The following is a 22,535-nucleotide window of genomic DNA, read 5'->3' on the forward strand; positions in this document are numbered from 1 at the left end:
CCATGGCAGTCTCCGTGACGTTCAACGAGGACCGTCTGGCCGAGCAGGCCGCCGAGGCGGTCCGGTCCCTCGTCGCCGACGGGGTGCACGAGCGCCTGTCCGCGGGCGACGCCACGCTGTGGGGCGAGGAGGCCCGGGCCGAGGCGGCCGTCCGCCTGGGCTGGCTCACCCTGCCCCTGACCAGCCGGGAGCTGCTCCCCGAGATCGGCATCCTGGTCGAGCGGGCCCGGGCGCAGGGCCTGGACCACGTGGTCCTGGCCGGCATGGGCGGCTCCTCGCTCGCCCCCGAGGTCATCTGCGCCAGCGCCGACGTGCCGCTGACGGTGCTCGACACCACCGACCCGGCCCAGGTCGGCCGCGCCCTGGCCGACCGGCTGGAGCGCACCGTCGTCGTGGTGGCCAGCAAGAGCGGCGGCACGGTCGAGACCGACAGCCACCGCCGGATCTACGAGCAGGCCTTCCGCGACGCCGGGATCGACCCGGCCGAGCGGATCGTCGTGGTCACCGACCCGGGCTCGCCGCTGGAGCAGTCCGCCATCGAGGCGGGCTACCCGGTCATCCTCGCCGACCCCAACGTGGGCGGGCGCTACAGCGCGCTGTCGGCGTTCGGCCTGGTGCCCAGCGCGCTGGCCGGGGCCGACGTGCTGAAGCTGCTCGACGACGCCGCCGCGGTGCAGCCGCTGCTGGCGCAGGCCGAGGGCAACCCCGGTCTGGAGCTCGGCGCCGCTCTGGGCGCCGCCGCGCTGGCCGGGCGCGACAAGCTGGTCCTCGAGGACGGCCTGTCGGAGATCAACGGCCTGCCCGACTGGATCGAGCAGCTGGTCGCCGAGTCCACCGGCAAGTCCGGCAAGGGCATCCTGCCGATCGTCGGCGCCGACCCCACCGACGCCGACGACGAGCTGGTCGCCGGGATCGACTCCGACGGCTCGGTGACCGTCGCCGGCCCGCTGGGCGCGCAGTTCCTCGTCTGGGAGTACGCCACCGCGGTCGCCGGCCGGGTCCTGGGCATCGACCCGTTCGACCAGCCGAACGTGACCGAGTCCAAGGAGAACACCAACCGGCTGCTGGCCGCCGGCGAGCTGCCGGCCGGCGCTCCGGCGCTGGTCGACGGACCCGTCGAGGTGTACGGCGAGGGCCTGGAGGACGCCAAGGACCTGTCGGAGGTGTTCACCCGGCTGCTGCGGGACATCCCGGACGACGGCGGCTACCTGGCGATCATGGCCTACCTCGACCGGGAGGCGGCCTTCGACGCCCCCGTGGCCGAGGGCGCCTCGTTCGAGGCCATGACCGACGCGTGGAGCGCGGCCGACCCGGCCACGCTGCGCGGCCTGCTCGCCGTACGCACCGACCGGCCCGTCACCTTCGGGTGGGGGCCCCGGTTCCTGCACTCCACCGGCCAGTACCACAAGGGCGGCCCGCAGAACGGCGTGTTCCTGCAGATCACCGGTGCGGTCGAGGCCGACCTGGACGTGCCGGGCAAGCCGTACACCCTGGGCCGGCTCCAGCTCGCCCAGGCGCTGGGCGACCAGGGCGCGCTGACCGGCCGGGCGCGCCCGACCGTGCGACTGCACCTGACCGACCGCGCGGCCGGGGTCGCGCGCCTGCTCGCGGCAGCGCGGGAGGTCTGAATGACCGACCAGGAGCAGGTGGGCACCCCCGAGGAGTCCGTGGCCGCCGCATCGGCGGCCGCGGTCACCGGCACCACCGAGGAGGTCGTGGCGGCCAACCCGCTGCGCGACCCCCGCGACAAGCGCCTGCCCCGCGTGGCGGGACCGTGTGTACTGGTCCTGTTCGGCGTGACGGGCGACCTGGCGCGCAAGAAACTGCTCCCGGCGATCTACGACCTGGCGAACCGGGGGCTGCTGCCCCCGGGCTTCTCCCTGGTCGGTTTCGCCCGCCGCGACTGGGCCGACCAGGACTTCGCGAAGCTGACGTACGACGCGGTCAAGCAGCACGCGCGCACGCCGTTCCGCGAGGAGGTCTGGAAGCAGTTGTCGGAGGGCGTCTTCTTCTGTCCGGGCGAGTTCACCGACGACGGTGCGTTCGACGCGCTGGCGATGATGCTCAAGGAGATCGACGAGACCCGGGGCACCGGCGGCAACTACGGGTTCTACCTGTCGGTGCCGCCGAAGTTCTTCCCGGTCGTGGTCGAGCAGCTCAAGCGGACCGATCTGGCGCACGGCCCCGCCGGGGCCTGGCGCCGGGTGGTCATCGAGAAGCCGTTCGGGCACGACCTGAAGAGCGCCCACGAGCTCAACGCGATCACCAGCGCGGTCTTCCCGGAGAGCTCGGTGTTCCGCATCGACCACTACCTGGGCAAGGAGACCGTCCAGAACGTCATGGCGCTGCGCTTCGCCAACAACCTGTTCGAGCCGATCTGGAACCGCGGGTACGTCGACCACGTCCAGATCACGATGGCCGAGGACATCGGCATCGGCGGCCGGGCGGGCTACTACGACGGCATCGGCGCGGCCCGCGACGTGATCCAGAACCACCTGCTCCAGCTGCTGGCGCTGGTCGCGATGGAGGACCCGACCTCCTTCGACGCCGACTCGCTGCGCCGGGAGAAGGAGAAGGTGCTCAAGGCGGTGCAGCTCCCGCACGACCTGTCGCTGGCCACCGCCCGCGGGCGGTACGCCGCGGGCTGGCAGGGCGGTGAGCCGGTCGTCGGCTACGTCGAGGAGGAGGGCATCCCCGCCGACTCCATCACCGAGACCTACGCCGCGATCAAGCTGGAGATCGCCAACCGCCGCTGGGCGGGGGTGCCGTTCTACCTGCGCACCGGCAAGCGGCTGGGCCGCCGGACGACCGAGGTCGCCGTGGTGTTCCAGAAGGCGCCGCACCTGCCGTTCAGCAAGGACGACACCGAGATCCTGGGGCACAACGCCCTGGTCATCCGGGTCCAGCCGGACGAGGGCATCACCGTGCGGTTCGGCTCCAAGGTGCCGGGCACCGCGATGGAGGTCCGGGACGTCTCGATGGACTTCGCCTACGGCGAGTCGTTCATGGAGTCCTCCCCCGAGGCCTACGAGCGGCTGCTGCTGGACGTGCTGATCGGCGACCCGCCGCTCTTCCCGCACCAGCGCGAGGTGGAGCTGTCGTGGAAGATCCTCGACCCGATCGAGGAGTTCTGGGCCTCGCAGGGCCCGCCGGAGGAGTATCCGGCGGGCAGCTGGGGCCCGGCCTCGGCCGACGCGATGATGGCCCGCGACGGACGCGTCTGGAGGAGGCTCTAACGATGACGAGCTTCATGCTCACCGACACCACCGCGTCGAAGATCTCCTCCCAGCTCACCCATCTGCGCCACCAGCTGGGCAGCCCGGCGGTCGGCATGGTGCTGACCCTGGTGGTGCTCTGCGACGAGGGCAGCCAGTACGACGCGGTGCGCGCCGCGACCGAGGCGGCCCGCGAGCACCCCTCGCGGATCCTGGTCGTCATCACCCGCGGCGCCGACGAGCCGAACCGGCTCGACGCGGAGCTGCGGGTCGGCGAGAGCACGCCGGGCGAGGTGATCCTGCTCCGGCTGTACGGCGAGCTGACCCGGCACGCCGACTCGGTGGTCAGCCCTCTGCTGCTCACCGACACGCCGGTGGTCGCCTGGTGGCCGGGGGAGTCCCCGGAGGTGCCCGCCGAGGACCCGGTCGGGGCGCTCGCCCAGCGCCGGATCGTCGACGCCCGTGCGGCGACGCCGTCGGTGCGGGCGATCGCGAGCCGGGCCCGGGCCTACGTGCCGGGCGACACCGATCTGGCGTGGACCCGGCTGACGCCGTGGCGGAGCCTGCTGGCCGCCGCGTTCGACCAGCCGGTGGGCAAGGTCAAGAGGGGCCTGGTGGAGGGCTCGCCCGACCACTCCAGCGCCCCGCTGCTGGCCGCCTGGCTCGGTGAGCGGCTGGGCGCCCCGATGAAGGTGGCGGAGTCCGGCGGCCCCGGCCTGACGGCGGTCAGGCTGACCACCGCCGAGGGCGACATCGTCATCAGCCGCTCCGACGCGCGGCTGGCCACGCTGTCGCGCCCGGGGCAGCCGAACCGCCAGGTGGCCCTGACCCGGCGGCCGACGGCGGAACTGCTCGCCGAGGAGCTGCGCCGGCTGGACCCGGACGAGGTCTACGAGGCGGCGATCCGGCGGGTCGCCCGCACGCACAAGTCCTGACGGGAGGGCGTCCCGCGGCCGGTCCGCGGGACGCCCTCCCGCCGGGTCCCGCGGCTCCGGGCCTTCCGGTTCCTCCGCGACCCCGCGACCCCCGCGGGTCTTCCGATTCCTCGAATCAGAGAGAGCGCGCTGTGAGTGTTCCCAACGTCGTCGTCCACCGCGACGCCGACATGCTGGCCAAGGCCGTCGCCGCCCGGGTGATCACCCGTCTGGTCGACGCGCAGTCGGCCACGGGCTCGGCCTCCCTGGTCCTGACCGGCGGCACCGTGGGCATCGCCACCCTGGCCGAGATCGCCGCCAGCCCGGCCCGCGACGCCGTCGACTGGCGCAACCTGGACGTCTGGTGGGGCGACGAGCGCTTCCTGCCCTCCGGCGACCCCGACCGCAACGAGACGGGCGCCCGCGCGGCGCTGCTGGACCACGTCGACCTCGACCCGGCGCGCGTGCACGTGATGCGCGGCCCCGACGCCGGGCTGACCGCCGAGGAGTCGGCGGACGCCTACGCCGAGGAGCTGCGCCGCGCCGCCCGGCCCGAGGACCACGGCCCGGCGCCCTCCTTCGACGTGCTGCTGCTGGGCATGGGCCCGGACGCCCACGTGGCCTCGCTGTTCCCGGAGATGCCCGCGCTGTACGACACCCGGCCCGCGGTCGCGGTGCACGGCTCCCCCAAGCCGCCGCCCACCCGGATCTCGCTGACGATGCCGGTCATCCGGGGCGCGCGCGAGGTGTGGGTGGTCGCGGCGGGCGCGGACAAGGCGGGAGCCGTACGGCTGGCGCTGTCGGACGACTCGGGACCGGTGCAGGTCCCGGCGGCCGGCGCCCGGGGGCGGCGGCGCACCCTGTTCCTGCTGGACCGCGCCTCCGCGGCGAAGATCCCCGCCTCCCTGAGCCGGATCTCCTCTCCCTGAGGGGACGAAATTCGGATGCGCACCATCTCGTGATTTAGGCATCATTTCGGTCATGACGATGAGGATCGCGGAGCCGGAGCGGCTGGGACGGAGCAGGCTTCCCGACGGCCGGTCGCTGGGCTGGGCCGAGTGGGGGCCGACGGGCGGGGCGCCGGTGCTGCTCTGCCCGGGAGCGGCCACGAGCCGGTGGCTGGGGTTCGGCGCGGACGTCCTGGACGACCTCGGGGTCCGCCTCGTCTCGGTGGACCGCCCCGGCCTCGGCGCCTCCGATCCCGCGCCCGGCCGGACGCTGCAGGGCTGGGCGGACGACGTGCGCCGCCTCGCCGTGGACCGCAGGCTGGACGGCCTGGCGGTCGTCGGCTACTCGCAGGGCGCGCCCTTCGCCCTGGCGTGCGCGGCGGCGGGGCTCGCCACGTCCGCGGCGATCGTCTCCGGCACCGACGAGCTGGCCGCGCCCGGATTCGCCGACGCGCTGATCCCCCAGGTCCGGGGCATGGTGGAGGCCGTGGCGAGCGATCCCGCCGCCGCGGAGGCGTCCTTCGCCGGCTTCGGCGACCCCGAGACGATGTGGCAGATCGCCATCGCGGGGGCTTCCGCCGTCGACCGTGAGGTCTACCTGCAGCCGCCGTTCGAGCGGGCCTACCGCCGGGCCATGGCCGAGGCGTTCTCCCAGGGACCCGCCGGGTACGCCCGCGACACCGTCCTGGCCTCGGGCCGCTGGCCGTTCGACCCCGCGGGCATCGCCGTCCCGGTCGACCTCTGGTACGGCCCGCACGACACCAGCCCGGTCCACTCCCCCGACCTCGGCGCCACCCTGGCCCGCCGCATCCCCACCGCCCGCCGCCGCGTCGTCCCCGAGGCGGGCGGCTCGCTGCTGTGGACCCACTCGGCGGAGATCCTCCGCTCACTGCTCCGAGGCGCCGCCGGCGCCTGAGCGAGCCCGGTCGCGGTCGCGGCCCTCCCGCCGGGCCGGTCACCGCCCGCACGGACCGGTCACCGCCCGCACGGACCGGTGGCGACCGTCTCCGGTCCGTCCTCGACCACCTCGGGCCCGTCACCGCCTCCACGGACCGGTCGCCGGGGCCGGGCCTACATCAGCGCCGACCCGTCGGCGGCGTCCGCCGAGGACTGGGACGCCGGCCGCTTCGCGGCCGAGCACCTGAGCGCCTACCTGGGCGAGTGCGCCGGCTGGGCGGCCGAGGACGGACGGATCGGGTAGCGCCGGGTGCTGCCGGGCCTGGGCGGCGCTCAGGCGCGGATGGCCCCCGGGCATGAACGGCCCTCGGACATCGGCGGCGCTCATCCGCGGGCGGCCTCCGGCGGCGGGTCGCCGGTGAGGGCGGCGATCACGGCGCCGACCAGGTGCTCCTCGACTTCGTCGGCGCTCCTGCCCCGGTCGGCGGTCAGCTGCTCCCAGACGGGGACCGAGGTCATCGCCCACGCCAGGTCGGCGGCGACGTCCGGGGCCAGGCCGGGCCTCAGCCGCCCGGCGGTTCCCAGCCGGCGCGCGGCGAGGAGGAACCCCTCGTGGAGCTCGCCCATCCGGTCGTTCCAGGCCGCGGCGGCGTCGGGGTCGTCACGACGGGAGGCCAGCAGCACCGAGGCCACCGGATGGATCGTCGCCGCGTAGCGCAGCCAGGCGCGCAGGAAGGCGCGGAACGCCTCGACGGGCTCCTCCCCGGTCAACGCCCTCTCGCAGCGCGCGCGGATCCCGTCGCGTTCGTCCATGTCCCGCACGACGGCCACGAGCAGGCTCGCCCGGGAGCCGAAATGGAGGTAGACCGCCTGCCGGGAGATCCCGGCCGCGCGGGCCACATCGGCCATCGAGACCCGGGGCCCCTGCTCGGTGATGAGCCGCCGGGCGGTCTCCAGGATGCGCGATCGCGTGCTTGACACGTGTCAAGCATAGCCCTAGCTTGACACGTGTCAAGCAGAAGGCTCCTGAGGAGGCACCCGATGGACACCACCCACCCGGCGGCCGTCGCCGCGCTCACCGCGATGGGCGCGGTCGGCGCCGGCGACCGGGACGCCTGGCTCGCCTGCTACGCGCCGGACGCCGTGCTCCACGACCCGGTCGGCGGCTCCCCGCTGGACCCCGACGGCACCGGACTGCGGGGGACGGCCGCCCTCGAACGCTTCTGGGATCTCACCGTCGCCGCCAACGAGGTGCGCTTCGAGATCGCCGCGGTGCATCCGGCGGGCGATGAGGCAGCGGTCGTGGCCTCGGTCTCCGTCCGCTTCCCCAGCGGCGCCTCCGCCGGCTACGACGGCGTCTTCGTCTACCGTGCAGGCGGCGACGGGCGGATCGTCTCGCTGCGCGCCTACTGGGACCTGGGACCCGTCCTGTCCGCACTCGGCGGCTGACGAACCCCGGCGACCTCGCGGAGCCGGCCGGGCCGCGGAGTCCTGGTCGGTCCGGGGGCCCGTCGGCGAGCCGGAGACCGGGTCCGGACGCGCGGCGGAGACCATCCCGCCGGGTGCTCTCAGAGCAGGGCGTCGATCTCGGCGGTCAGGGAGCGCTGGGCCGCGGGGTCGAGGTAGGAGGCGGTGACGGCGTTGCGGGCCAGGACCGCCAGAGCCGGGCGGTCGAGGCCGAAGACGTCGGCGGCGACGCGGTACTCGTTCGTCAGCGTGGTGGCGAACATCGGCGGGTCGTCGCTGCCCAGCGTGACGGACAGGCCCTCGGCCAGCAGGCGCGGGAGCGGGTGGTCCTCGATCCGGGCGACCTGGCCGGTGCGGACGTTGGAGACGGGGCAGACGTCCAGCCAGATCCGCTCGTCGCGCAGCCGGGCGACGAGGCGGGGGTCGTCCAGGCAGGAGATGCCGTGGCCGATCCGCTCGGCGCCGAGGTGGTCGACGACCTCCCAGATCGTCTCGGGACCGGTCATCTCCCCCGCGTGCGGCACGCTGTGCAGGCCGGCGGCCGTGGCGGCGCGGAAGGCGTCCCGGAAGGCGTCGCGGTGGTGGACGCGCTCCTGCTCGATCCCCGCCAGGCCGAAAGCTACCAATGCCCGGGGAGGATTCTGCAGAGCGTGGTCCAGGGTGACCCGGGCGGCCTCGGCGCCGTACTCGCCGGGGATGTCGAAGATGTACCCGATCCGGACGCCGTGCTCGTCCAGGGAGCGCCGGGCGGCCAGGTCCAGCGCCTCGGTGACCTCCTTCGGCGGCATCCCGACGACGTGGTGGGCGTACGGCGTGACGGTCACCTCGGCGTAGCGCCCGTTCTGCGCGGCCAGGTCCCGGGCCAGGCCCGTCACCAGGGTGGCCACGTCCTCGGGCTCGCGGACCAGGGCGTTGACCGCCCCGTAGGCGGCGGCGAACTCGGCGAAGTCGCGGAACCGGTAGAACGCCCGCAGCTCCTCCTCGGTGGTCGGCACCCCGCCGCCGGGGTGGCGGCGGGACAGTTCGAGCACCGTGGGCACCGACGCCGAGCCGACGAGGTGGACGTGGAGCTCGGCCTTGGGCAGCGCGTCGATGAAGTCGTGGATCGTCATGCGGCCGACCTTAGGCAGCCGGGGCGGCAACCGGATAGAGATCGGACATAAATCTCACATGAGAATGTCAGGATAGGCCGATCGGCCGGTCCTCCCGCTGGGCGGCGGAACGGGCGCATAGTGGGGGGCAAGAGCAACTCGACGCCCCCATCGGAGGCCCTCCGTGTTCGAGCGCTTCACCGATCGTGCCCGCCGTGTCGTGGTCCTGGCCCAGGAGGAGGCCCGGCGGCTCGGCCACGACCACATCGGCACCGAGCACGTCCTGCTCGGCCTGCTCAGCGAGGAGGGCGGCGTCGCGGCCCGCGCGCTGCAGTCCTTCGGCCTCGGCCTGGAGCAGGTCCGCGGCGACGTCGAGGAGGTCGTCGGCCGGGGCTCGGACCCGCCGCCCGGGCACGTCCCGTTCACCCCCCGCGCCAAGAAGGTGCTGGAGCTGTCGCTGCGGGAGGCGCTCGACCTGCGCCACACCTACATCGGCACCGAGCACCTCCTGCTCGGCCTGATCCGCGAGGGCGAGGGGCTCGCGGCGCGGGTGCTGACCGATCGGGGGGCGCGGCTGGAGGCCGTACGGGCCCACGTGGTCGCGGTGCTCGGCGGCCGGGGCCACCGGGGCCGGCTCGTCACCGCCGAGGAGGTGCTCACCGGGCTGGGGCCGTCGCTGGTCGAGAAGCTGGACCGGATCCAGGAGAGCCTGGACCGGATCGGGCGCCGCCTGGACGCCCTGGGCGCTCCGCAGGGGCCGCACGGGCCGGAGGGCCCGGTGACGCGGCCCGCGGCGGAACCGCAGGGGGCCGGGGCGGCGGAGGCGGCGGTACGGCTCGCGGCGGGGGCGGCGGAAACGGGAACGGCGGAGCCGGAGATGCGGCCCGCGGCGGAGCCGGGGATGCGGCCCGCGGCGGAGCCGCCGGAGGCGGGCACGGCCGGGCGGGAGGGGTGATCCCCCTGGTTCGAAGGGCCCTGAGCTCCCTTCGAACCAGGGGAGCCGGTGACGGGTTCAGCTCGGGGAGGCCGTCGCCATCACGCCTATGGCCAGCCTGGCCTCCACCACGCCGGGGTCGTCGGTGTAGCCGAGGGTCGCGCCGAGCGAGACCAGGAGCCGGCGCATCCGCACGTTGTCGGAGAGCAGCGTCGCCCTCACCTCGGCGAAGCCCAGGTCGCGGGCCTCGGCGACGAGCATCCGGGCCAGGGCGGCGCCCAGCCCCCGGCCCTGCCAGCGGTCCTCGACGAGGAAGGCCATCTCGGCGATCCCGGGGTCGGGGGTGAACATCAGGCTGGCCAGCGCGACCACCTGCCCGTCGCGCCCGGCGACGACGGAGTGCCCGCGCCCGCGGTCGCAGAGCCGGTCGAAGACGCGCTCGGGCAGCGCGGGCATCGCGGTGAAGTAGCGGAAGCGGCGGCTCTCCGGTGAGCAGCGGTCGTGCAGGTCGCGGACGGCCTCGCGGTAGACGGAGGTGAGCGGCCGGATCTCGGTCTCGGTGCCGTCGGCCAGCTTGACGGACCGCTCGGCCGGGTCGACCTCCTCGGCCGGGGGCTGGGCCAGCCGGACGAACGCGGCGGCGCGGGCGGCCTCGGTCAGCGTGAACGGCAGGTCGCCGCGGCGCAGCCGGATCGCCCGGCGGGCGGCCACCGGCAGGGTCAGCAGGGTCGGGTCGGGCAGGTCGCTCATGTCGGAACCGTAGACCCACCGGGCGTCGTCGGCGCGCAGCAGCTCCTTGAGCAGCTCCGGCAGGCGCCAGGGCGCGGTCCGCAGCCGGGAGGCGAGCAGCAGGGCCCGGGTGGGCTCGTCGGTCAGCTCGTGGGCGCAGGCCGGCACCACCTGGACCCGGCGCCCGCCGACCGCCTCCAGCGCCTCCCGCACGGCCTCGGGGGCGGCGGGGATCTCGGCGACGAACTCGTCCACCGTGCCGTCGGCGTCGGGGTGGACGCTCAGGCCGAGGATGTTGCCGCCCTTCTCCGCGAGCGCGGCGGCCAGCGAGGCCAGCCGTCCCGGCCGCTCGTCCACCGTCGTACGAATCCGCAAGAACCCCATCGGAACGCTCCTTCCGTCTGGCACAGAGCCTGACGGAGCCCTGTTACGGCGCTGCTACGCGGGAGTGAGGCCGCCGTTACGTCTCCAAAGATCATTCATGACGCGGTTACGCAACGGTTTCCGTCGGGAGGCGCGGCCCGACTGACGGATATAGCAGGATGTGGGGACATGAGCACGCTTGTCCCCCTTTCGGATGACTTCGTCAACGGTGACGTCTCCTTCTGGTTCCGCTCCCTCGGCGTCCCCGAGGCGGGAACCCCACTGGAGGGCGACCGCGACGCCGACGTGGTGATCGTCGGCGCCGGTTACACCGGCCTGTGGACCGCGTACTACCTGAAGAAGGCCGATCCGGCCCTGCGCGTCGTCGTGCTGGAGAGGGAGTTCGCCGGGTACGGCGCGTCCGGGCGCAACGGCGGCTGGCTGGTCGGCGAGCTGGCCGGGACCCCCGAGCGCTACGCGCGCACGCACGGGGACGACGCGGCCCGGCGCTTCCAGCGGGTGATGTTCGAGACGGTCGACGAGGTCGTCGCCGTCGCCCGGGACGAGCGGATCGACGCCGACGTCGTCAAGGGCGGCGTCACCACCGTGGCCACCAACGCCGCCCAGGAGCGGCGCCTGCACGAGCTTGTCGCCCACGCGCGCCACTGGGGCTGGACCGAGGGCGACCTGCGGCTGCTGGAGCCGGACGAGCGGGAGCGCCGCCTGCGGGTCAGCGGGGCGGTCGGCGCGGTCTGGAGCCCGCACTGCGCCAGGATCCAGCCGGCCAGGCTGGTCCGGGGGCTGGCCGAGACCGTGCGGGGGCTCGGCGTGGAGGTCTTCGAGCGCACCCCGGTGACCGGGATCGCGCCGCGCACGGCGCGCACGCCGTACGGGACGGTCCGCGCGCCGTACGTCATCCGGGCCACCGAGGGGTTCACCGCCGGGCTGCGGCAGTACCACCGGGCCTGGCTGCCGATGAACAGCTCGATGATCGTCACCGAGCCGCTGGGCGCGCTCTGGGACGAGATCGGCTGGGAGGGCTGCGAGCTCCTCGGCGACCTGGCGCACTACTACATGTACGCCCAGCGGACCGCCGACGGGCGGATCGCGTTCGGCGGTCGCGGCAAGCCGTACCTGTACGGCTCGCGGGTGGACGACCGGGGGCGCACGCACGCCTGGACGGTCGAGGCCCTGTGGGAGCTGCTGACGCAGATGTTCCCCGCGGTGCGGGCCTCGCGCGTGGCGCACACCTGGTCCGGGGTGCTGGGCGTGCCGCGCGACTGGTGCGCGACCGTGCACGTGGACCACGCCACCGGGATCGGCTGGGCGGGCGGCTACACCGGCCACGGGGTGACCGCGGCCAACCTCGCCGGCCGTACGCTGCGGGACCTCGTCCTGCGCGAGGAGAGCGAGCTGGCCTCCCTGCCGTGGGTGGACCGCAGGGTGCGAAGCTGGGAGATCGAACCGCTGCGCTGGATCGGGGTGCACACCATGTACGACCTGTACCGCCGGGCCGACGCCCGGGAGCGGACCGGGCTCGGCCGCACCTCCGTGCTGGCCCGGCTGGCCGACTCCATCACCGGCCGCTGACCCGGCCGCCGCCGCCCCTACCACCGACACCGCCGCGTGCGCCGCCGCGGCCCCGGCGGCCGACACCGCCGCCGGGACACCGCGGCCGCCGACCCTGTCGCCGACCCGGCGACCCGATGACCGCAGACCCCCAGGAGACCTCCGAGGTGAACGCATGACGGACCTGCTCTTCCGGGGCGGGCGCGCCTTCCTGGCCGCCGGCTCCTTCGCCGAGGCCGTACTGGTCCGCGACGGGCGGATCGCCGCCGCCGGGGCCGAGGCCGACCTCGCGCGGCTGGCCGCCCCCCGCTGCGAGACCGTCGACCTGGGCGGCGGCCTGCTGATCCCGGGGATCACCGACGCCCACCTGCACCCGGTCCAGGCCGGGCTGGAGCGGGCCAGGTGCGACCTGTCGGGGGTCTACGGTCTCCCGGAGTACCTGGAGAGGATCTCCGGCTACGCCGCGGCCCATCCGGACCGGGAGTGGATCGACGGCGGCGGCTGGGACATGTCGGCCTTCCCCGGCGGCCTGCCGCACCGCGCGCAGCTCGACTTCCTGGACCGGCCCGCCTACCTGATCCAGCGCGACCACCACGCCGCCTGGGTGAACGGCCGGGCCCTGGAGATCGCCGGGATCACCCGCGACACCCCCGACCCTGCCGACGGCCGGATCGAGCGCGACGCCGACGGCACGCCGAGCGGCGTGCTGCACGAGGGCGCGATGGACCTGGTGGGCCTGCTCACCCCGCGCCCGACCGGGCGGGACCTGCTGGAGGCGCTGCTGGCGGCCCAGTCCCACCTGTTCTCCCTGGGGATCACCGGCTGGCAGGACGCGATCGTCGGCTCCTACGCCGGATCGGACGACCAGCTGCCGACCTACGTCTCCGCCGCGTCCTCCGGGAGGCTGAAGGCCCGCGTGGTCGGCGCGCTGTGGTGGGACCGGACGCGCGGCGCCGAGCAGATCGGCGAGCTGCTGGAGCGGCGCAGGGCCGCCGAGGGCCTGGAGACGTTCCGGGCGACCTCCGTGAAGATCATGCAGGACGGCATCGCCGAGAACTTCACCGCCGCGGTGATCGAGCCCTACTGCCGCTGCGGCGGGACGGGCCTGTCCTACGTCGATCCCGAGGCGCTGAAGGGATACGTCGCCGCGCTGGACCGGCACGGCTTCCAGGTGCACTTCCACGCGATCGGCGAGCGGGCGGTGCGCGAGGCGCTGGACGCGCTGGAGGGCACCGACCCGGCCACCCGGCTCGACCGCCGCCACCACATCGCGCACCTGCAGATCGTCACCCCGGCCGACGTGCCGCGCTTCGCCCGGCTCGGCGTCACCGCCAACCTGCAGCCGCTGTGGGCCACCCACCACGCGCAGATGGACGAGCTGACCCTCCCCTTCCTGGGCGAGGAGCGCTCGTCGTGGCAGTACCCCTTCGCCGACCTGCTGCGCGCGGGGACCCGGTTCTGCGCCGGCAGCGACTGGCCGGTCTCCAACGCCGACCCGCTCCAGGGCATGCACGTGGCGGTCAACCGCACCGAGCCGGGCGGCTCGGTGCACGCGGACTACCCGACGGCGCAGACGCCGTTCCTGCCGGGGCAGGCGCTCGACCTGGCCACCGCGCTGACCGCCTACACGGCCGGGTCGGCGTGGATCGACCACGACGACGAGGCGGGCACGATCGCCCCCGGCAACCGCGCCGACCTCGTGGTGCTGGACCGCGACCCGTTCGCCGGGCCGCCGGAGGACATCTGGCGCACGAAGGCGGCCATGACCTTCGTCGGCGGCGAGCAGGTGCACTGACCCGCCTGCACGCGGAGAACAACACCGAATAGGACAAACAGTCATTAACGCATAGCATGCATCGGCAACCGTCGCCCCCGGAAACAGACGTGCATGCGCGAACACCGCTCTCCGCATCCCCCCGCCCGCCCCGAGCAGGCCGTGGGGACCTCCGGCACGCCCCGGCACCGCAGGCGCGCGGGCGGAGGTGCGCGGCCGGGATTCCTGCGGAGCGCGGGCAGGGACGCCCGGCCGGGATCCCTGCGGCGCACGGACGGACGTGCGCGGCCGGGATTCCTGCGGAGTGCACGCGGAAGGGCCCGGCCGGGACCGCTGCGCGGTGCGGGCGGAGGAGCACGGCGGTTCGGCCTGCCCTCGCTCCTCGCCGTCCTGCTCCTCCTCGTCGCGGGGGTCATGCTGTCGTCCACCCGCACCGGCGACGAGACCGTCGTCCTGAAGTTCTACGACGCCGCCGGGAAGGGCGCCGAGCTGACCGGCGCGGCCGTCAAGAAGGTGATGCACGGCAGCGGCGGCTCCGACAGCGACGCGCTGCTCGACCCGGCGACCCTGCAGGTCGTGCGGGAGTGGCCGCTGTACGCCGGGGACCCGCCCGGCCGCTGGCGGTTCGACGTCCCGGACCGGGCGGTGGCCTTCGCCGTCAACTGGCCGACCTCGCGCGGCTACTCCACCGTGATCCTGGACAACGGCGGGACCGGTTTCACCGGCCGCGGGACCGTCGTCTTCAACCACCAGGCGGCGCTGGACGCCCGGCGCAGGCTCGACGCGGCGCTGGCCGTACGGAGCGGCTACCGGCGCTCGGCGGCGTTCGAGCGCGCCTACGCCGCGGCCGCCGCCGAACTGGACCGGGCCCGCGCCGCGGCCTCCGACGCCGAGCGGGGCGGCCACGGCCAGCGCGCGCTGGACGCCCTGCACACCGCGAACGACCTGATGCTCGGCGAGTACGGCCCCGCCTCCGCGGCGGCCCGCGGCGCGGAGACCTGGACGGGCCTGACCGTGACCGAGGTCGCCGGGCACCGCGGGCGGCCGGAGCTGGCGCGCTGGCTGACCGGGCCGGACGGCTGGGTGCGGATCGTCTTCGAGCCGGACGAGGACCGCGGTGACCCCGGGCACTACCGGGCCGCGGTGCGGGCCGCCCGCGCCGCCGGGCTGAAGGTGCTCGGCCAGCCGCTGGACTCGGCCTTCGCCCGGGAGAACACCCGCGCCGCCTACCTGGCCAGGGTGAAGGCCTACGTCGACGCCTACCCGGAGATCGAGGCGTGGGAGGTGGGCAACGAGGTCAACGGCTGCTGGGTGGACGGCGGCTGCACGGGCCAGCGGCCGGTCGCGGACGACGACCGGATCACCAACAAGATCGCCGACGCGGCCGCCTACGTGCGCGCGGTCCGGCCGCAGGCCAAGGTCGTCGTGACGCTCTACTGGCAGCTGGGCACCGACGCCGCCCGGTGGTCCGTCTTCACCTGGGCCAGGGAGAACCTGCCCGCCGCCGTCCGCGAGGACGTCGACGTGGTGGCGCTCTCGGTCTACGCCGAGGACGCGCCGCTGGGGCTCGCCTTCGACCAGGTGATGAACGCCCTGCACGCGGAGTTCCCGGAGCAGAGGATCGCGCTGGGCGAGCTCGGCTACTGGAGCGCCGACACCACCAAGGCGTACTGGGCGTTCGACGCCGCCGACACCGCGGCGGCCCGCCGGGCGCTGGCCGGGCACTACTACGCCGCCGCGCTCGGCTACCCGTGGAGCCTGGGCGGCGGTTTCTGGTGGTACTTCGTCCAGGAGGTGCCGGGCGACGCCGGGCTGCAGAACGCGATCCGCGACGTGTCCGGGCGGCTGTCCGGTGAGGCGCCGTGACCGGCCCGGACCGGCGCGGCGACGGGCTGCAGCGTGTCCGCTCGCTCACCGCACCCCCGCGGACGGTGCGGGCGGTGCGGCCGGTGCGGGCGCGTCACGCGGCCCGGCACCGGCAGCGGTGTCAGGCCTCGGGGACCGCCGCGGCCAGAAGCCGCGCCAGCTCGGCCGGCTTGGTGATCATGGGCCAGTGGCCCGCGTCGAGGTCCACGAATTCGAGGTTCTTGGCCCTGGCCAGCTCGGGCACGTCACCGGCGGCGATCCACTCCCGGGCCTGGGCGGGGGTGAACTCGGGGCACACGACGAGGACGGGGACGGCGAACCGCCGCTCGTCCGTCAGGCGCACCACGCCCTGCGCCACCCCGGCGGGGACGGGAAGCGCCGCGGACGCGAACTCCCGCCGGGCCTCCTCACCGAGGTCGGCGGAGTCCGGTCCTTCGAACGGACCCCAGCCGGGGAAGGGCATCACGCCGTCCTCCAGCGCGAAGAAGTCGGCGTAGGCCTGCCCGTCGGCGGCCGGGAAGCCGCCGACGAGCGCGACCTTGGCGACCCGCTCCGGGCGCGCGTCGGCCGCCAGCCAGGCCAGGGTGCACGCGGCGGAATGCCCCACCACCATGGGCGCTCCGGCCGCCGAGTCCACGGCGGAGAGCACGGCCGCCACCTGGTCGTCCAGGGTGGCCGAGGCCGATCCGTCGCCCTGCCCGGGCAGGGCGACCGGCACGGGGCGGTGGCCGAGCGCCTCGAGTTCGGCCGCGACGTCGCTCCACGCCGATCCGTCGAGCCACAGTCCGGCGATGAGCAGGATGTCCATGATCAGTCCTTTTCCTTCGGCGCGTTCCGGCGAGGTCCCGCCCGCGGGGCCCGGGCAGGACGTCAGACTAGAACCTGCCCCGGACATTCTGCTGTCCGTTCATCCCGCGCCTCCCGACTCGATGACGACCCCGCGCGGCGCGGCGGCGTCCGGCTCCAGGAAGCGCAGCAGCTCCTCCCCCTCCGCGGTCAGCCCGGAGAGCGCCTCCCGCGGCAGCGGCTCGAAGGGGGTCAGCCGCAGCACGGCCGCCTTCCGCCCGACCTCCGCCTGCCAGGTGCCGCGGACGGTGCCGTCCCACAGGAAGACGGCCCGCACCCGGAGGTTCTTGGTGGTGACGCGCCCGCGGTACTCCTCTGCCATCAGCCGGGTGCGGTCGGCGTGGGCGAGCACCAGGCTGTCGAAGTCGGGCAGGAAGCGCGCCGGGGCCGGCGTGTCCTCGTCCGGGCGCGGGGCGCCGGGCAGGTCGAACAGCTCCCTGCCCTTCTCGTCGCGGAAGACGGCCAGCCGGGGGCGGAGCCCGTCCAGTACGGCGCGCAGCCCCTTCAGCCCGGTCCAGGTCTGCGCGTCGGCGGCGGTGGCCGGGCCGAAGGCCGCCAGGTAGCGCAGCACCAGCTCCCCTGCCGGGTCCCCCGGCTCCCCCGGCTCCTCGGTCCTCCCGGTCTCCGTACCAGGCGCGGCATCCGGCGGAGCGTCGGGCGGAGCGTCGGGCGGAGCGTCGGGCGCGGCACCCGACAGCATGTCGGACAGAGCACCCGGCAGCATGTCGGGCGCGGCGCCCGGCAGCCTGTCGGACAGGGCATCACACGGGACGTCCAGCAGCTCCTCGGCCAGGGCGAACTTCGCGGCGGGCGGGAAGGCCCAGCGGTCCTCGGTGGGGACCATGGCCAGGGGCAGGCTCATCCGTACGGCGTAGCCCAGCGCGCGCTCGTCGACCTCGGGGAAGTGCCGCTGGAGCAGGGCGCGCAGCTCGGTGAAGTCCCGCGGCCCCTCGGCGAGGACGGCGCGGGCGACGGGCAGCAGCGCGCCGAGGTCCAGCCCGGCGGTCAGCTCGCCGCGCCCGCGCAGGGCGGCGGCGAGCGACGGCGCCAGGACCGGCCGGAACCTCGCGTAGTCGGCCGCGCTCACCAGGTGCAGCGTGGCCCGCATCATCGTGGCGCGGACCACGGCGCGCTCGTGCAGCGCCCGGTGCAGGTCCTCGCGGCGGAAGCCCTCCAACCGCGTCCACAGGCCGGTGAAGGGGTGCCGGGGCTCCTGCGCCTGCATGCCGCCGAGCCGCTCCACCGCCGTGACGACGTCGCCCTCCTCCCGGGCGAGCAGCATCTGCCGGGCCAGCGTCGCGCGGCCGAGCCGCCGTGCCGTCAGGGTCTCCATGCCCCCATCGTGCCGCCCGTACCTGACAGCCGGCGACAGGTACGGGCGGCTTCTCCGATACGGCAGGCCCGCGCGCCGACCGGAGCGTAAGGTCTCCGCATGCCCGCGAAGAACGACCTCGTATCGCTCGGCGACATCGAGTTCGCCCTGCCCGACGCCCTCAAGGCAGGCTCCCCCGACCCGGTGGTCGCCCGCCTGCTCGCGGCCGTGGACGATCCCTCCCGCCGCGACGACGACTTCGAACCCGCCTTCGCCATGGTCGCGGTGAGCGGGGTCCTGGAGGACTTCGGCCGCCTGGAGGAGGCGCTGGCCACCCTGCGGCGGGCCGACGCCGAGGGCATCCGCGACGACCGGACCGAGCCGAAGGCCTGGATCGCGGCGCTGCTGGTCAAGCTCGGCCGGACCGACGAGGCCGCCGAGGTCTTCCAGGAGGTGCGGCGGGCCGGCCGGGACGACTGGAGCGCCTACGAGATCTACGGCGAGTCCGTCGAGGAGACCGGCGACCTCGCGGGCGCGCTGAAGCTCTTCGCCTCCGGCGAGGCCCGGTCCCGCGACGCCGGGGACGGCTTCGGCACCGAGCAGCTGGGCACGGCGGTCGGCCGGGTACGGCGGGCCATGGGGTTTCCCGACGAGGCTCCCCCGCCGGAGCCGTCGGCGGTGCGGCGTCTCCTCGCCGAGGACCACGGTCTGGGGACAGGCGGCTACGACCTGGAGGCGGACGACCACGACCGCGCCACGACGGACGTCGAACCGTTCTGGCCCCGGGCCGACTTCGAGCGCCTCCTCGGCCGCTGGCCGTCACTGGCGGAGTCCGAGGGGGCGGACTGGGACGCGCACCGGGCGGAGGTGGAGACCGGCGCCCTGGAGGCCGGGGAGCTGGACGTCCGGGTCGCCCTGCTCCGCTGCTCGTTCGAGGACTTCGCGTCCTTCGCGGAGCGGGCCGGCGGGCGGCCCGACGCGGACACGGTTCTGGCCTACGCCGAGAGCCGCGGCCCGGACGCCGACCTGGTGCCCTGGCCACCCGAGCGCAACGCCCCCTGCTGGTGCGGCTCCGGCCGCAAGTACAAGCAGTGCTGCCGCCCCCGGGGCTTCGCCTCCCCCTCCTGAGCTCCGGTCAGGAACGGGAGGCGCGGGAGTGTCCCGCCGTGGTCGCAACGCCTCGGCGCGGTCGCCGTTCACCCGCTCGGCCCTGTGAAAGCGATCCGCTCCGCGAGTTCCCGCGCCTCCCGGTCGAGCCGTTCGGGCGGCGCTCCGAGGTCGAGGACGTGCGCGGTGACGGTGATGCCGGAACCGGTGATGCGGTACGGCCCGGCGGGCGCCTTCCCCGCGGCGTAGACGAGGTGCCCGTGGTCCAGGCCGAGGGCGGTGCAGTAGGAGATCATCTGGAACAGGTGCCCGGCGGGCGGGTCCCCTTCCATCACCTGGTACTTGGCGTCGACCACGGTCACCGGCCGGCCGCGGCGGTGGGCGATGATGTCGGGCCGGAACCGCACCCGCCCGCTCCGGTCCAGACGGTGGCTCCCCCGCTGGGCCTCGCAACGCACGCCGTACGGCGTCAGCAGGTCGCGCAACCGGGCGGTGAGGAAGCGTTCGAAGACCTGGGCCAGGTCGAGGACGAACCCGTTGATCCGTACGGCGGGACGCCCGGCCTGCTGGAGCGACGATCCGGCGAGGACCAGCTCGGCGAAGCGCAGGGCGGGCACGTACCGCTCGTTGAGCCGGGTGGCCCGCCAGCTCGGGAGCGGGGCGCCGGGGCGGACCGGGACGACGCCGATCAGGCGGGCCGCGAGATGGCGCAGAAGCCCGGCCGTGGCGGCGGTGACACCGGGGACGCTCCGTAGCCGCTCCAGGGCGCCGAGCAGGATGCGGTTCTCCGCGATGTCAGCGGTGTGGTCGTCGAAGGCCACCTCCAGCGGCACGGGCATGCCGAGCCTGCGACCGAGCTGGGCGCCGGTGCGGACGCGGCCGCGCACCACGGTGAGCGCCTCCTCCCGGTGGACGTAACCGTGCAGCACCCCGCCGTTCAGGGCCTCCTCCGCCAGGCGCGCGAAGGCGTCCGCGACGGCCGCCACCAGCGTCTCGGCCTCGGCGACCTCGACCCGGCCCCGCCGCCAGACCGGGGCGCCGCCCGCGTGGCCGACCAATCCCAGCAGGTGGCCGACCGGGATCTTGGGATGGAGGCGCAGTTCCAGCGCGCCGTCGCCGGTGCCGAGCCGCACCGTCCCGACTCGCTGCCGCCCGGCCACCCGCCACCGTCCGGAACGGTCCGGGGTGACGGCGACGAGCTCGGGGACCGCGACCAGCGTCGCCACCTGGGCCGGGGTCAGCGGGAGCACCGCCGACGACGTCTCGGTCAGCTCGACGACGGGGACGGTCTCGACAGGTGTCCCGGCGGCGTTCACGGCAGGTCGATCCCCAGCGTCTCCAGGAGCGCGGCCAGGCCGTACTCCTGCTCGACGTCGGTGCCGCTCCCGTAGAGCTGGTCCTCCAGGAGCGGGAGGATCTCGGTCGCCCAGATCCGCTCCAGCCCGCGCCGGTGCGCGGCCTGGCGGGTCATCAGGTAGGACGGGCCGACCGCCCGGTCGGGGTCGGCGAGGCGGCGGTTGACCTCGTCGAGCAGGCGGGCGGAGGTGTCGGGGAGGTTCTTCTCGGTCAGCCAGCGGCGGAGCAGGCCGTCGACGGGCGGCCGGTCGGGGGCGAGCGCGCGGAACGCGAAACGGCGGCGCATGGCCGCGTCGACGAGCGCCACCGAGCGGTCGACGGTGTTCATCGTGCCGATGACGAACACGTTCTCCGGCAGCTTGAACTTCTCGTGCGGGGAGTACTGCAGGCTGATCTCCCGGTTGCGGTACTCCAGCAGGAAGTACAGCTCGCCGAAGACCTTGGCCAGGTCCGCCCGGTTGATCTCGTCGATGACCAGCACGAAGGGCCTGCCCGGTTCGGCCTCGGCCGCCTCGACGGCCCGCTTGAACGGGCCCGGGACCAGCTCGAAGCCGATCGTGCCGTTCTCCGCCGGGCGGGGGCGGAAGCCCTCGACGAAGTCCTCGTAGCCGTAGGAGGGGTGGAACTGGACCAGGTCGGTGCGTTCGGGACCGGCCAGTTCCTCGGCGAGGCGGGTGGCGAGGAAGGTCTTCCCGGTGCCGGGCGGGCCGTAGAGGATGAGCTGGCGTTTGGCCGCCAGCAGGTCGGCGGTCTCCCGCAGCCAGTCATGCGGCATCAACAGCTTGGCCGCGAACGCGGTCGTGATCTCCGGGACCACCAGCGGCTGCGTCTCGTCGACGATCTTGACGTCGTCGGTGACCTCGTCGTCCAGGCCGGCCTCGGCCGCCAGCTCGGCCATCACCCGGGTGAGGTCGACGACCGTGCGGCGGTCGCGCAGCCGCGCCTGGGCCGCCTCGGACAACCGGCGCCGGCTCAGTGGGCTCTCAGTACTCCACTCGACCGGCCGCCGCCGTGCCAGGTCACGGCCGTCGGTGTCGTCGTAGAAGGCGTCGCCGGTGACCTTCCCGACGTAGACGGTGTCCCCGTCCACGGTGGCGACGAGGTCACCGGGCTGCATCTCGGTGAGGAACCGCGAGAGCTGGCGCACGTGGGCGGACCTGCTCTCGTTCACGGCGTCCGGGTACGCCTTGGTGACCACGGCTCCGATCTCCTCCCGGGAGGCCCCGGCGGGGATCTCGTCGGCCTCGGCCCAGGCGACGGAGCAGAACCCCTCCTCCAGCCAGCGGGGGATGACGTTGACATCCTTCACGTTGGCGCCCCGCACTAACCAGCCCTTCTGCGGACGGGGCCGCTCCGGAGGGTGCCACTTCGACCGCCAGGGTTCGGCGTAGAAGCCGACCGGGCGGCCGCTCTCCTGCTCCAGCCTCCTGCGGATCTCGGCGAGGTCGCGGTCGACGTCCCCGGCGGGCCCGGCGAGGCGATCGGCGAAAGCGTCGCGGATCAGTTGCTTGTGCCGCTCGCTGGCGATGGGCTCGTAGGTGCCGGGGAAGAGCAGGAAGAGCAGGATGTGCAGCTGGGACCGGGCGCGGTACTTGCCATCGTGGTCGGCGAACACCGCCTGGGCCAGGTCGCGGAAGGCCCACGGGTCGCCCAGCAGACGCTCCCGCTCCGCGGGCGTCGACTCCAGCAGCCGTACAGTGACCCGGATGAGGAAGGCGAACTGCGCCCAGCGGTAGTTGAGGAACGCCTGCCCTCCCTTGATGGAGCCGGTGGAGGCGGCCTCGGCGAGGTCGGCGGGGATCGCGGCCCGGCGGGGCGTCCACGACAGGACGGTCTCGATGATCTCGAACTTGCGGTCCTGGCCGACCGTCCCGGCGTTCAGCGGCACCAGGTTGACGTACAGCAGCTCGGCCGCGAGCACGACGGCCTCGTCCGAGGCGTCCGAGATCTGGCGTTTGAGCTTGACCAGGAACTCGTCCGTCGAGCCGTCGTAGTTCTCGACGAACCGGTGGAGCAGCTCCCGCGCGGCCGGGAGGGTCCAGGCTTCCAGCTCCGGCGCGAAGGCCGACCGGCCGGTGAGGATCCCGGTCCTGAACACCTTCTGCGCGGCGGTGCAGACGATCGCATGCCGTTCGGCACCCATCAGCC

At 74.5% G+C, this 22,535-nt stretch carries 18 protein-coding genes and 1 pseudogene; 12 read left to right on the top strand and 7 right to left on the bottom strand.

Annotated features, from left to right (window positions below):
* The first annotated feature begins 2 nt into the window (after window positions 1-2).
* From HS045_RS22405 to HS045_RS22430, 6 genes are all read left to right on the top strand, one after another.
* Window positions 3-1,628, top strand: coding sequence for a glucose-6-phosphate isomerase (locus HS045_RS22405; protein ID WP_196453385.1), 1,626 nt, complete (start codon window positions 3-5; stop codon window positions 1,626-1,628).
* Window positions 1,629-3,236, top strand: a complete 1,608-nt coding sequence (gene zwf, locus HS045_RS22410; RefSeq protein WP_230884533.1) for a glucose-6-phosphate dehydrogenase — start codon at window positions 1,629-1,631, stop codon at window positions 3,234-3,236.
* 2 nt (window positions 3,237-3,238) lie between these two features.
* Complete coding sequence (locus HS045_RS22415; RefSeq protein ID WP_196453386.1) at window positions 3,239-4,150, top strand: glucose-6-phosphate dehydrogenase assembly protein OpcA; 912 nt, start codon at window positions 3,239-3,241, stop codon at window positions 4,148-4,150.
* Window positions 4,151-4,281: 131 nt separating this feature from the next.
* Complete coding sequence (gene pgl / locus HS045_RS22420) at window positions 4,282-5,058, top strand: 6-phosphogluconolactonase (protein WP_196453387.1); 777 nt, start codon at window positions 4,282-4,284, stop codon at window positions 5,056-5,058.
* Between the two features lie 52 nt (window positions 5,059-5,110).
* Window positions 5,111-5,992: an alpha/beta fold hydrolase gene (locus tag HS045_RS22425; RefSeq protein ID WP_196453388.1), complete on the top strand. Its 882-nt coding sequence runs from the start codon at window positions 5,111-5,113 to the stop codon at window positions 5,990-5,992.
* A 78-nt stretch (window positions 5,993-6,070) separates the two neighbouring features.
* Entirely contained in the window at window positions 6,071-6,277 is a 207-nt protein-coding gene (locus HS045_RS22430; RefSeq protein ID WP_196453389.1) for a hypothetical protein, read from the top strand.
* Window positions 6,278-6,357: 80 nt separating this feature from the next.
* Here the strand turns inward: HS045_RS22430 and HS045_RS22435 are convergent, their stop codons facing one another.
* Complete coding sequence (locus HS045_RS22435; RefSeq protein ID WP_196453390.1) at window positions 6,358-6,954, bottom strand: TetR/AcrR family transcriptional regulator; 597 nt, start codon at window positions 6,952-6,954, stop codon at window positions 6,358-6,360.
* A gap of 60 nt (window positions 6,955-7,014) precedes the next feature.
* On the opposite strand from HS045_RS22435, the gene HS045_RS22440 reads away from it, so the two are divergent.
* Window positions 7,015-7,422, top strand: a complete 408-nt coding sequence (locus HS045_RS22440; RefSeq protein ID WP_196453391.1) for a nuclear transport factor 2 family protein — start codon at window positions 7,015-7,017, stop codon at window positions 7,420-7,422.
* A 119-nt stretch (window positions 7,423-7,541) separates the two neighbouring features.
* Here the strand turns inward: HS045_RS22440 and add are convergent, their stop codons facing one another.
* Window positions 7,542-8,552, bottom strand: a complete 1,011-nt coding sequence (gene add / locus HS045_RS22445; RefSeq protein ID WP_196453392.1) for an adenosine deaminase — start codon at window positions 8,550-8,552, stop codon at window positions 7,542-7,544.
* A 163-nt stretch (window positions 8,553-8,715) separates the two neighbouring features.
* On the opposite strand from add, the pseudogene HS045_RS34845 reads away from it, so the two are divergent.
* A pseudogene (locus tag HS045_RS34845) lies at window positions 8,716-9,130 on the top strand (Clp protease N-terminal domain-containing protein); the annotation flags it as partial.
* 413 nt (window positions 9,131-9,543) lie between these two features.
* On the opposite strand, the gene HS045_RS22455 reads toward HS045_RS34845, so the two are convergent.
* On the bottom strand, window positions 9,544-10,578 hold the full coding sequence (locus tag HS045_RS22455) for a GNAT family N-acetyltransferase (RefSeq protein WP_196453394.1): 1,035 nt from the start codon (window positions 10,576-10,578) through the stop codon (window positions 9,544-9,546).
* Window positions 10,579-10,746: 168 nt separating this feature from the next.
* Between HS045_RS22455 and HS045_RS22460 the strand changes: the two genes are divergently transcribed.
* The 3 genes from HS045_RS22460 to HS045_RS22470 all read left to right on the top strand — a co-directional run bounded on the left by HS045_RS22460 (window position 10,747) and on the right by HS045_RS22470 (window position 15,766).
* Window positions 10,747-12,147 carry an FAD-binding oxidoreductase gene (locus HS045_RS22460; protein WP_196453395.1) on the top strand — a complete coding sequence of 467 codons (1,401 nt, stop codon included), beginning with the start codon at window positions 10,747-10,749 and terminating at the stop codon, window positions 12,145-12,147.
* A 154-nt stretch (window positions 12,148-12,301) separates the two neighbouring features.
* Window positions 12,302-13,921 carry an amidohydrolase gene (locus HS045_RS22465; protein ID WP_196453396.1) on the top strand — a complete coding sequence of 540 codons (1,620 nt, stop codon included), beginning with the start codon at window positions 12,302-12,304 and terminating at the stop codon, window positions 13,919-13,921.
* Between the two features lie 393 nt (window positions 13,922-14,314).
* Complete coding sequence (locus tag HS045_RS22470; RefSeq protein WP_196453397.1) at window positions 14,315-15,766, top strand: hypothetical protein; 1,452 nt, start codon at window positions 14,315-14,317, stop codon at window positions 15,764-15,766.
* A 121-nt stretch (window positions 15,767-15,887) separates the two neighbouring features.
* Here HS045_RS22470 and HS045_RS22475 read toward each other — a convergent pair whose 3' ends face one another.
* Both HS045_RS22475 and HS045_RS22480 read right to left on the bottom strand, forming a co-directional pair.
* Window positions 15,888-16,574 carry an alpha/beta fold hydrolase gene (locus HS045_RS22475; protein ID WP_196453398.1) on the bottom strand — a complete coding sequence of 229 codons (687 nt, stop codon included), beginning with the start codon at window positions 16,572-16,574 and terminating at the stop codon, window positions 15,888-15,890.
* Window positions 16,575-16,673: 99 nt separating this feature from the next.
* Window positions 16,674-17,945 (bottom strand): winged helix DNA-binding domain-containing protein, encoded by a 1,272-nt coding sequence (locus HS045_RS22480; RefSeq protein WP_196453399.1) that lies wholly within the window; start codon window positions 17,943-17,945, stop codon window positions 16,674-16,676.
* Between the two features lie 99 nt (window positions 17,946-18,044).
* Here HS045_RS22480 and HS045_RS22485 point away from each other — a divergent pair, with 99 nt between their 5' ends.
* A complete protein-coding gene (locus tag HS045_RS22485; protein WP_196453400.1) occupies window positions 18,045-19,052 on the top strand; it encodes an SEC-C metal-binding domain-containing protein in 1,008 nt (335 codons plus the stop codon).
* 68 nt (window positions 19,053-19,120) lie between these two features.
* Here the strand turns inward: HS045_RS22485 and HS045_RS22490 are convergent, their stop codons facing one another.
* The gene (locus tag HS045_RS22490) at window positions 19,121-20,347 is read right to left on the bottom strand and encodes an McrC family protein (RefSeq protein ID WP_196453401.1); all 1,227 of its coding nucleotides are present in this window, start codon (window positions 20,345-20,347) and stop codon (window positions 19,121-19,123) included.
* A complete protein-coding gene (locus HS045_RS22495; RefSeq protein ID WP_196453402.1) occupies window positions 20,344-22,530 on the bottom strand; it encodes an McrB family protein in 2,187 nt (728 codons plus the stop codon). Before HS045_RS22495 ends, HS045_RS22490 begins: the two co-directional genes overlap by 4 nt.
* Between the last annotated feature and the right edge of the window lie 5 nt (window positions 22,531-22,535).

It is taken from the genome of Planomonospora sp. ID82291, assembly GCF_015711645.1.
GTDB lineage: Bacteria > Actinomycetota > Actinomycetes > Streptosporangiales > Streptosporangiaceae > Planomonospora.

What these genes read in the sequence shown, in the direction of transcription:
- HS045_RS22480 (WP_196453399.1), bottom strand. Translation starts at nt 17,945, where the DNA reads ATGGAGACCCTGACGGCACGGCGGCTCGGCCGCGCGACGCTGGCCCGG.
- HS045_RS22470 (WP_196453397.1), top strand. Translation starts at nt 14,315, where the DNA reads ATGCTGTCGTCCACCCGCACCGGCGACGAGACCGTCGTCCTGAAGTTC.
- HS045_RS22475 (WP_196453398.1), bottom strand. Translation starts at nt 16,574, where the DNA reads ATGGACATCCTGCTCATCGCCGGACTGTGGCTCGACGGATCGGCGTGG.
- HS045_RS22485 (WP_196453400.1), top strand. Translation starts at nt 18,045, where the DNA reads ATGCCCGCGAAGAACGACCTCGTATCGCTCGGCGACATCGAGTTCGCC.
- add (WP_196453392.1), bottom strand. Translation starts at nt 8,552, where the DNA reads ATGACGATCCACGACTTCATCGACGCGCTGCCCAAGGCCGAGCTCCAC.
- HS045_RS22425 (WP_196453388.1), top strand. Translation starts at nt 5,111, where the DNA reads ATGACGATGAGGATCGCGGAGCCGGAGCGGCTGGGACGGAGCAGGCTT.
- HS045_RS22460 (WP_196453395.1), top strand. Translation starts at nt 10,747, where the DNA reads ATGAGCACGCTTGTCCCCCTTTCGGATGACTTCGTCAACGGTGACGTC.
- HS045_RS22455 (WP_196453394.1), bottom strand. Translation starts at nt 10,578, where the DNA reads ATGGGGTTCTTGCGGATTCGTACGACGGTGGACGAGCGGCCGGGACGG.
- zwf (WP_230884533.1), top strand. Translation starts at nt 1,629, where the DNA reads ATGACCGACCAGGAGCAGGTGGGCACCCCCGAGGAGTCCGTGGCCGCC.
- HS045_RS22415 (WP_196453386.1), top strand. Translation starts at nt 3,239, where the DNA reads ATGACGAGCTTCATGCTCACCGACACCACCGCGTCGAAGATCTCCTCC.
- HS045_RS22440 (WP_196453391.1), top strand. Translation starts at nt 7,015, where the DNA reads ATGGACACCACCCACCCGGCGGCCGTCGCCGCGCTCACCGCGATGGGC.
- HS045_RS22495 (WP_196453402.1), bottom strand. Translation starts at nt 22,530, where the DNA reads ATGGGTGCCGAACGGCATGCGATCGTCTGCACCGCCGCGCAGAAGGTG.
- HS045_RS22465 (WP_196453396.1), top strand. Translation starts at nt 12,302, where the DNA reads ATGACGGACCTGCTCTTCCGGGGCGGGCGCGCCTTCCTGGCCGCCGGC.
- HS045_RS22405 (WP_196453385.1), top strand. Translation starts at nt 3, where the DNA reads ATGGCAGTCTCCGTGACGTTCAACGAGGACCGTCTGGCCGAGCAGGCC.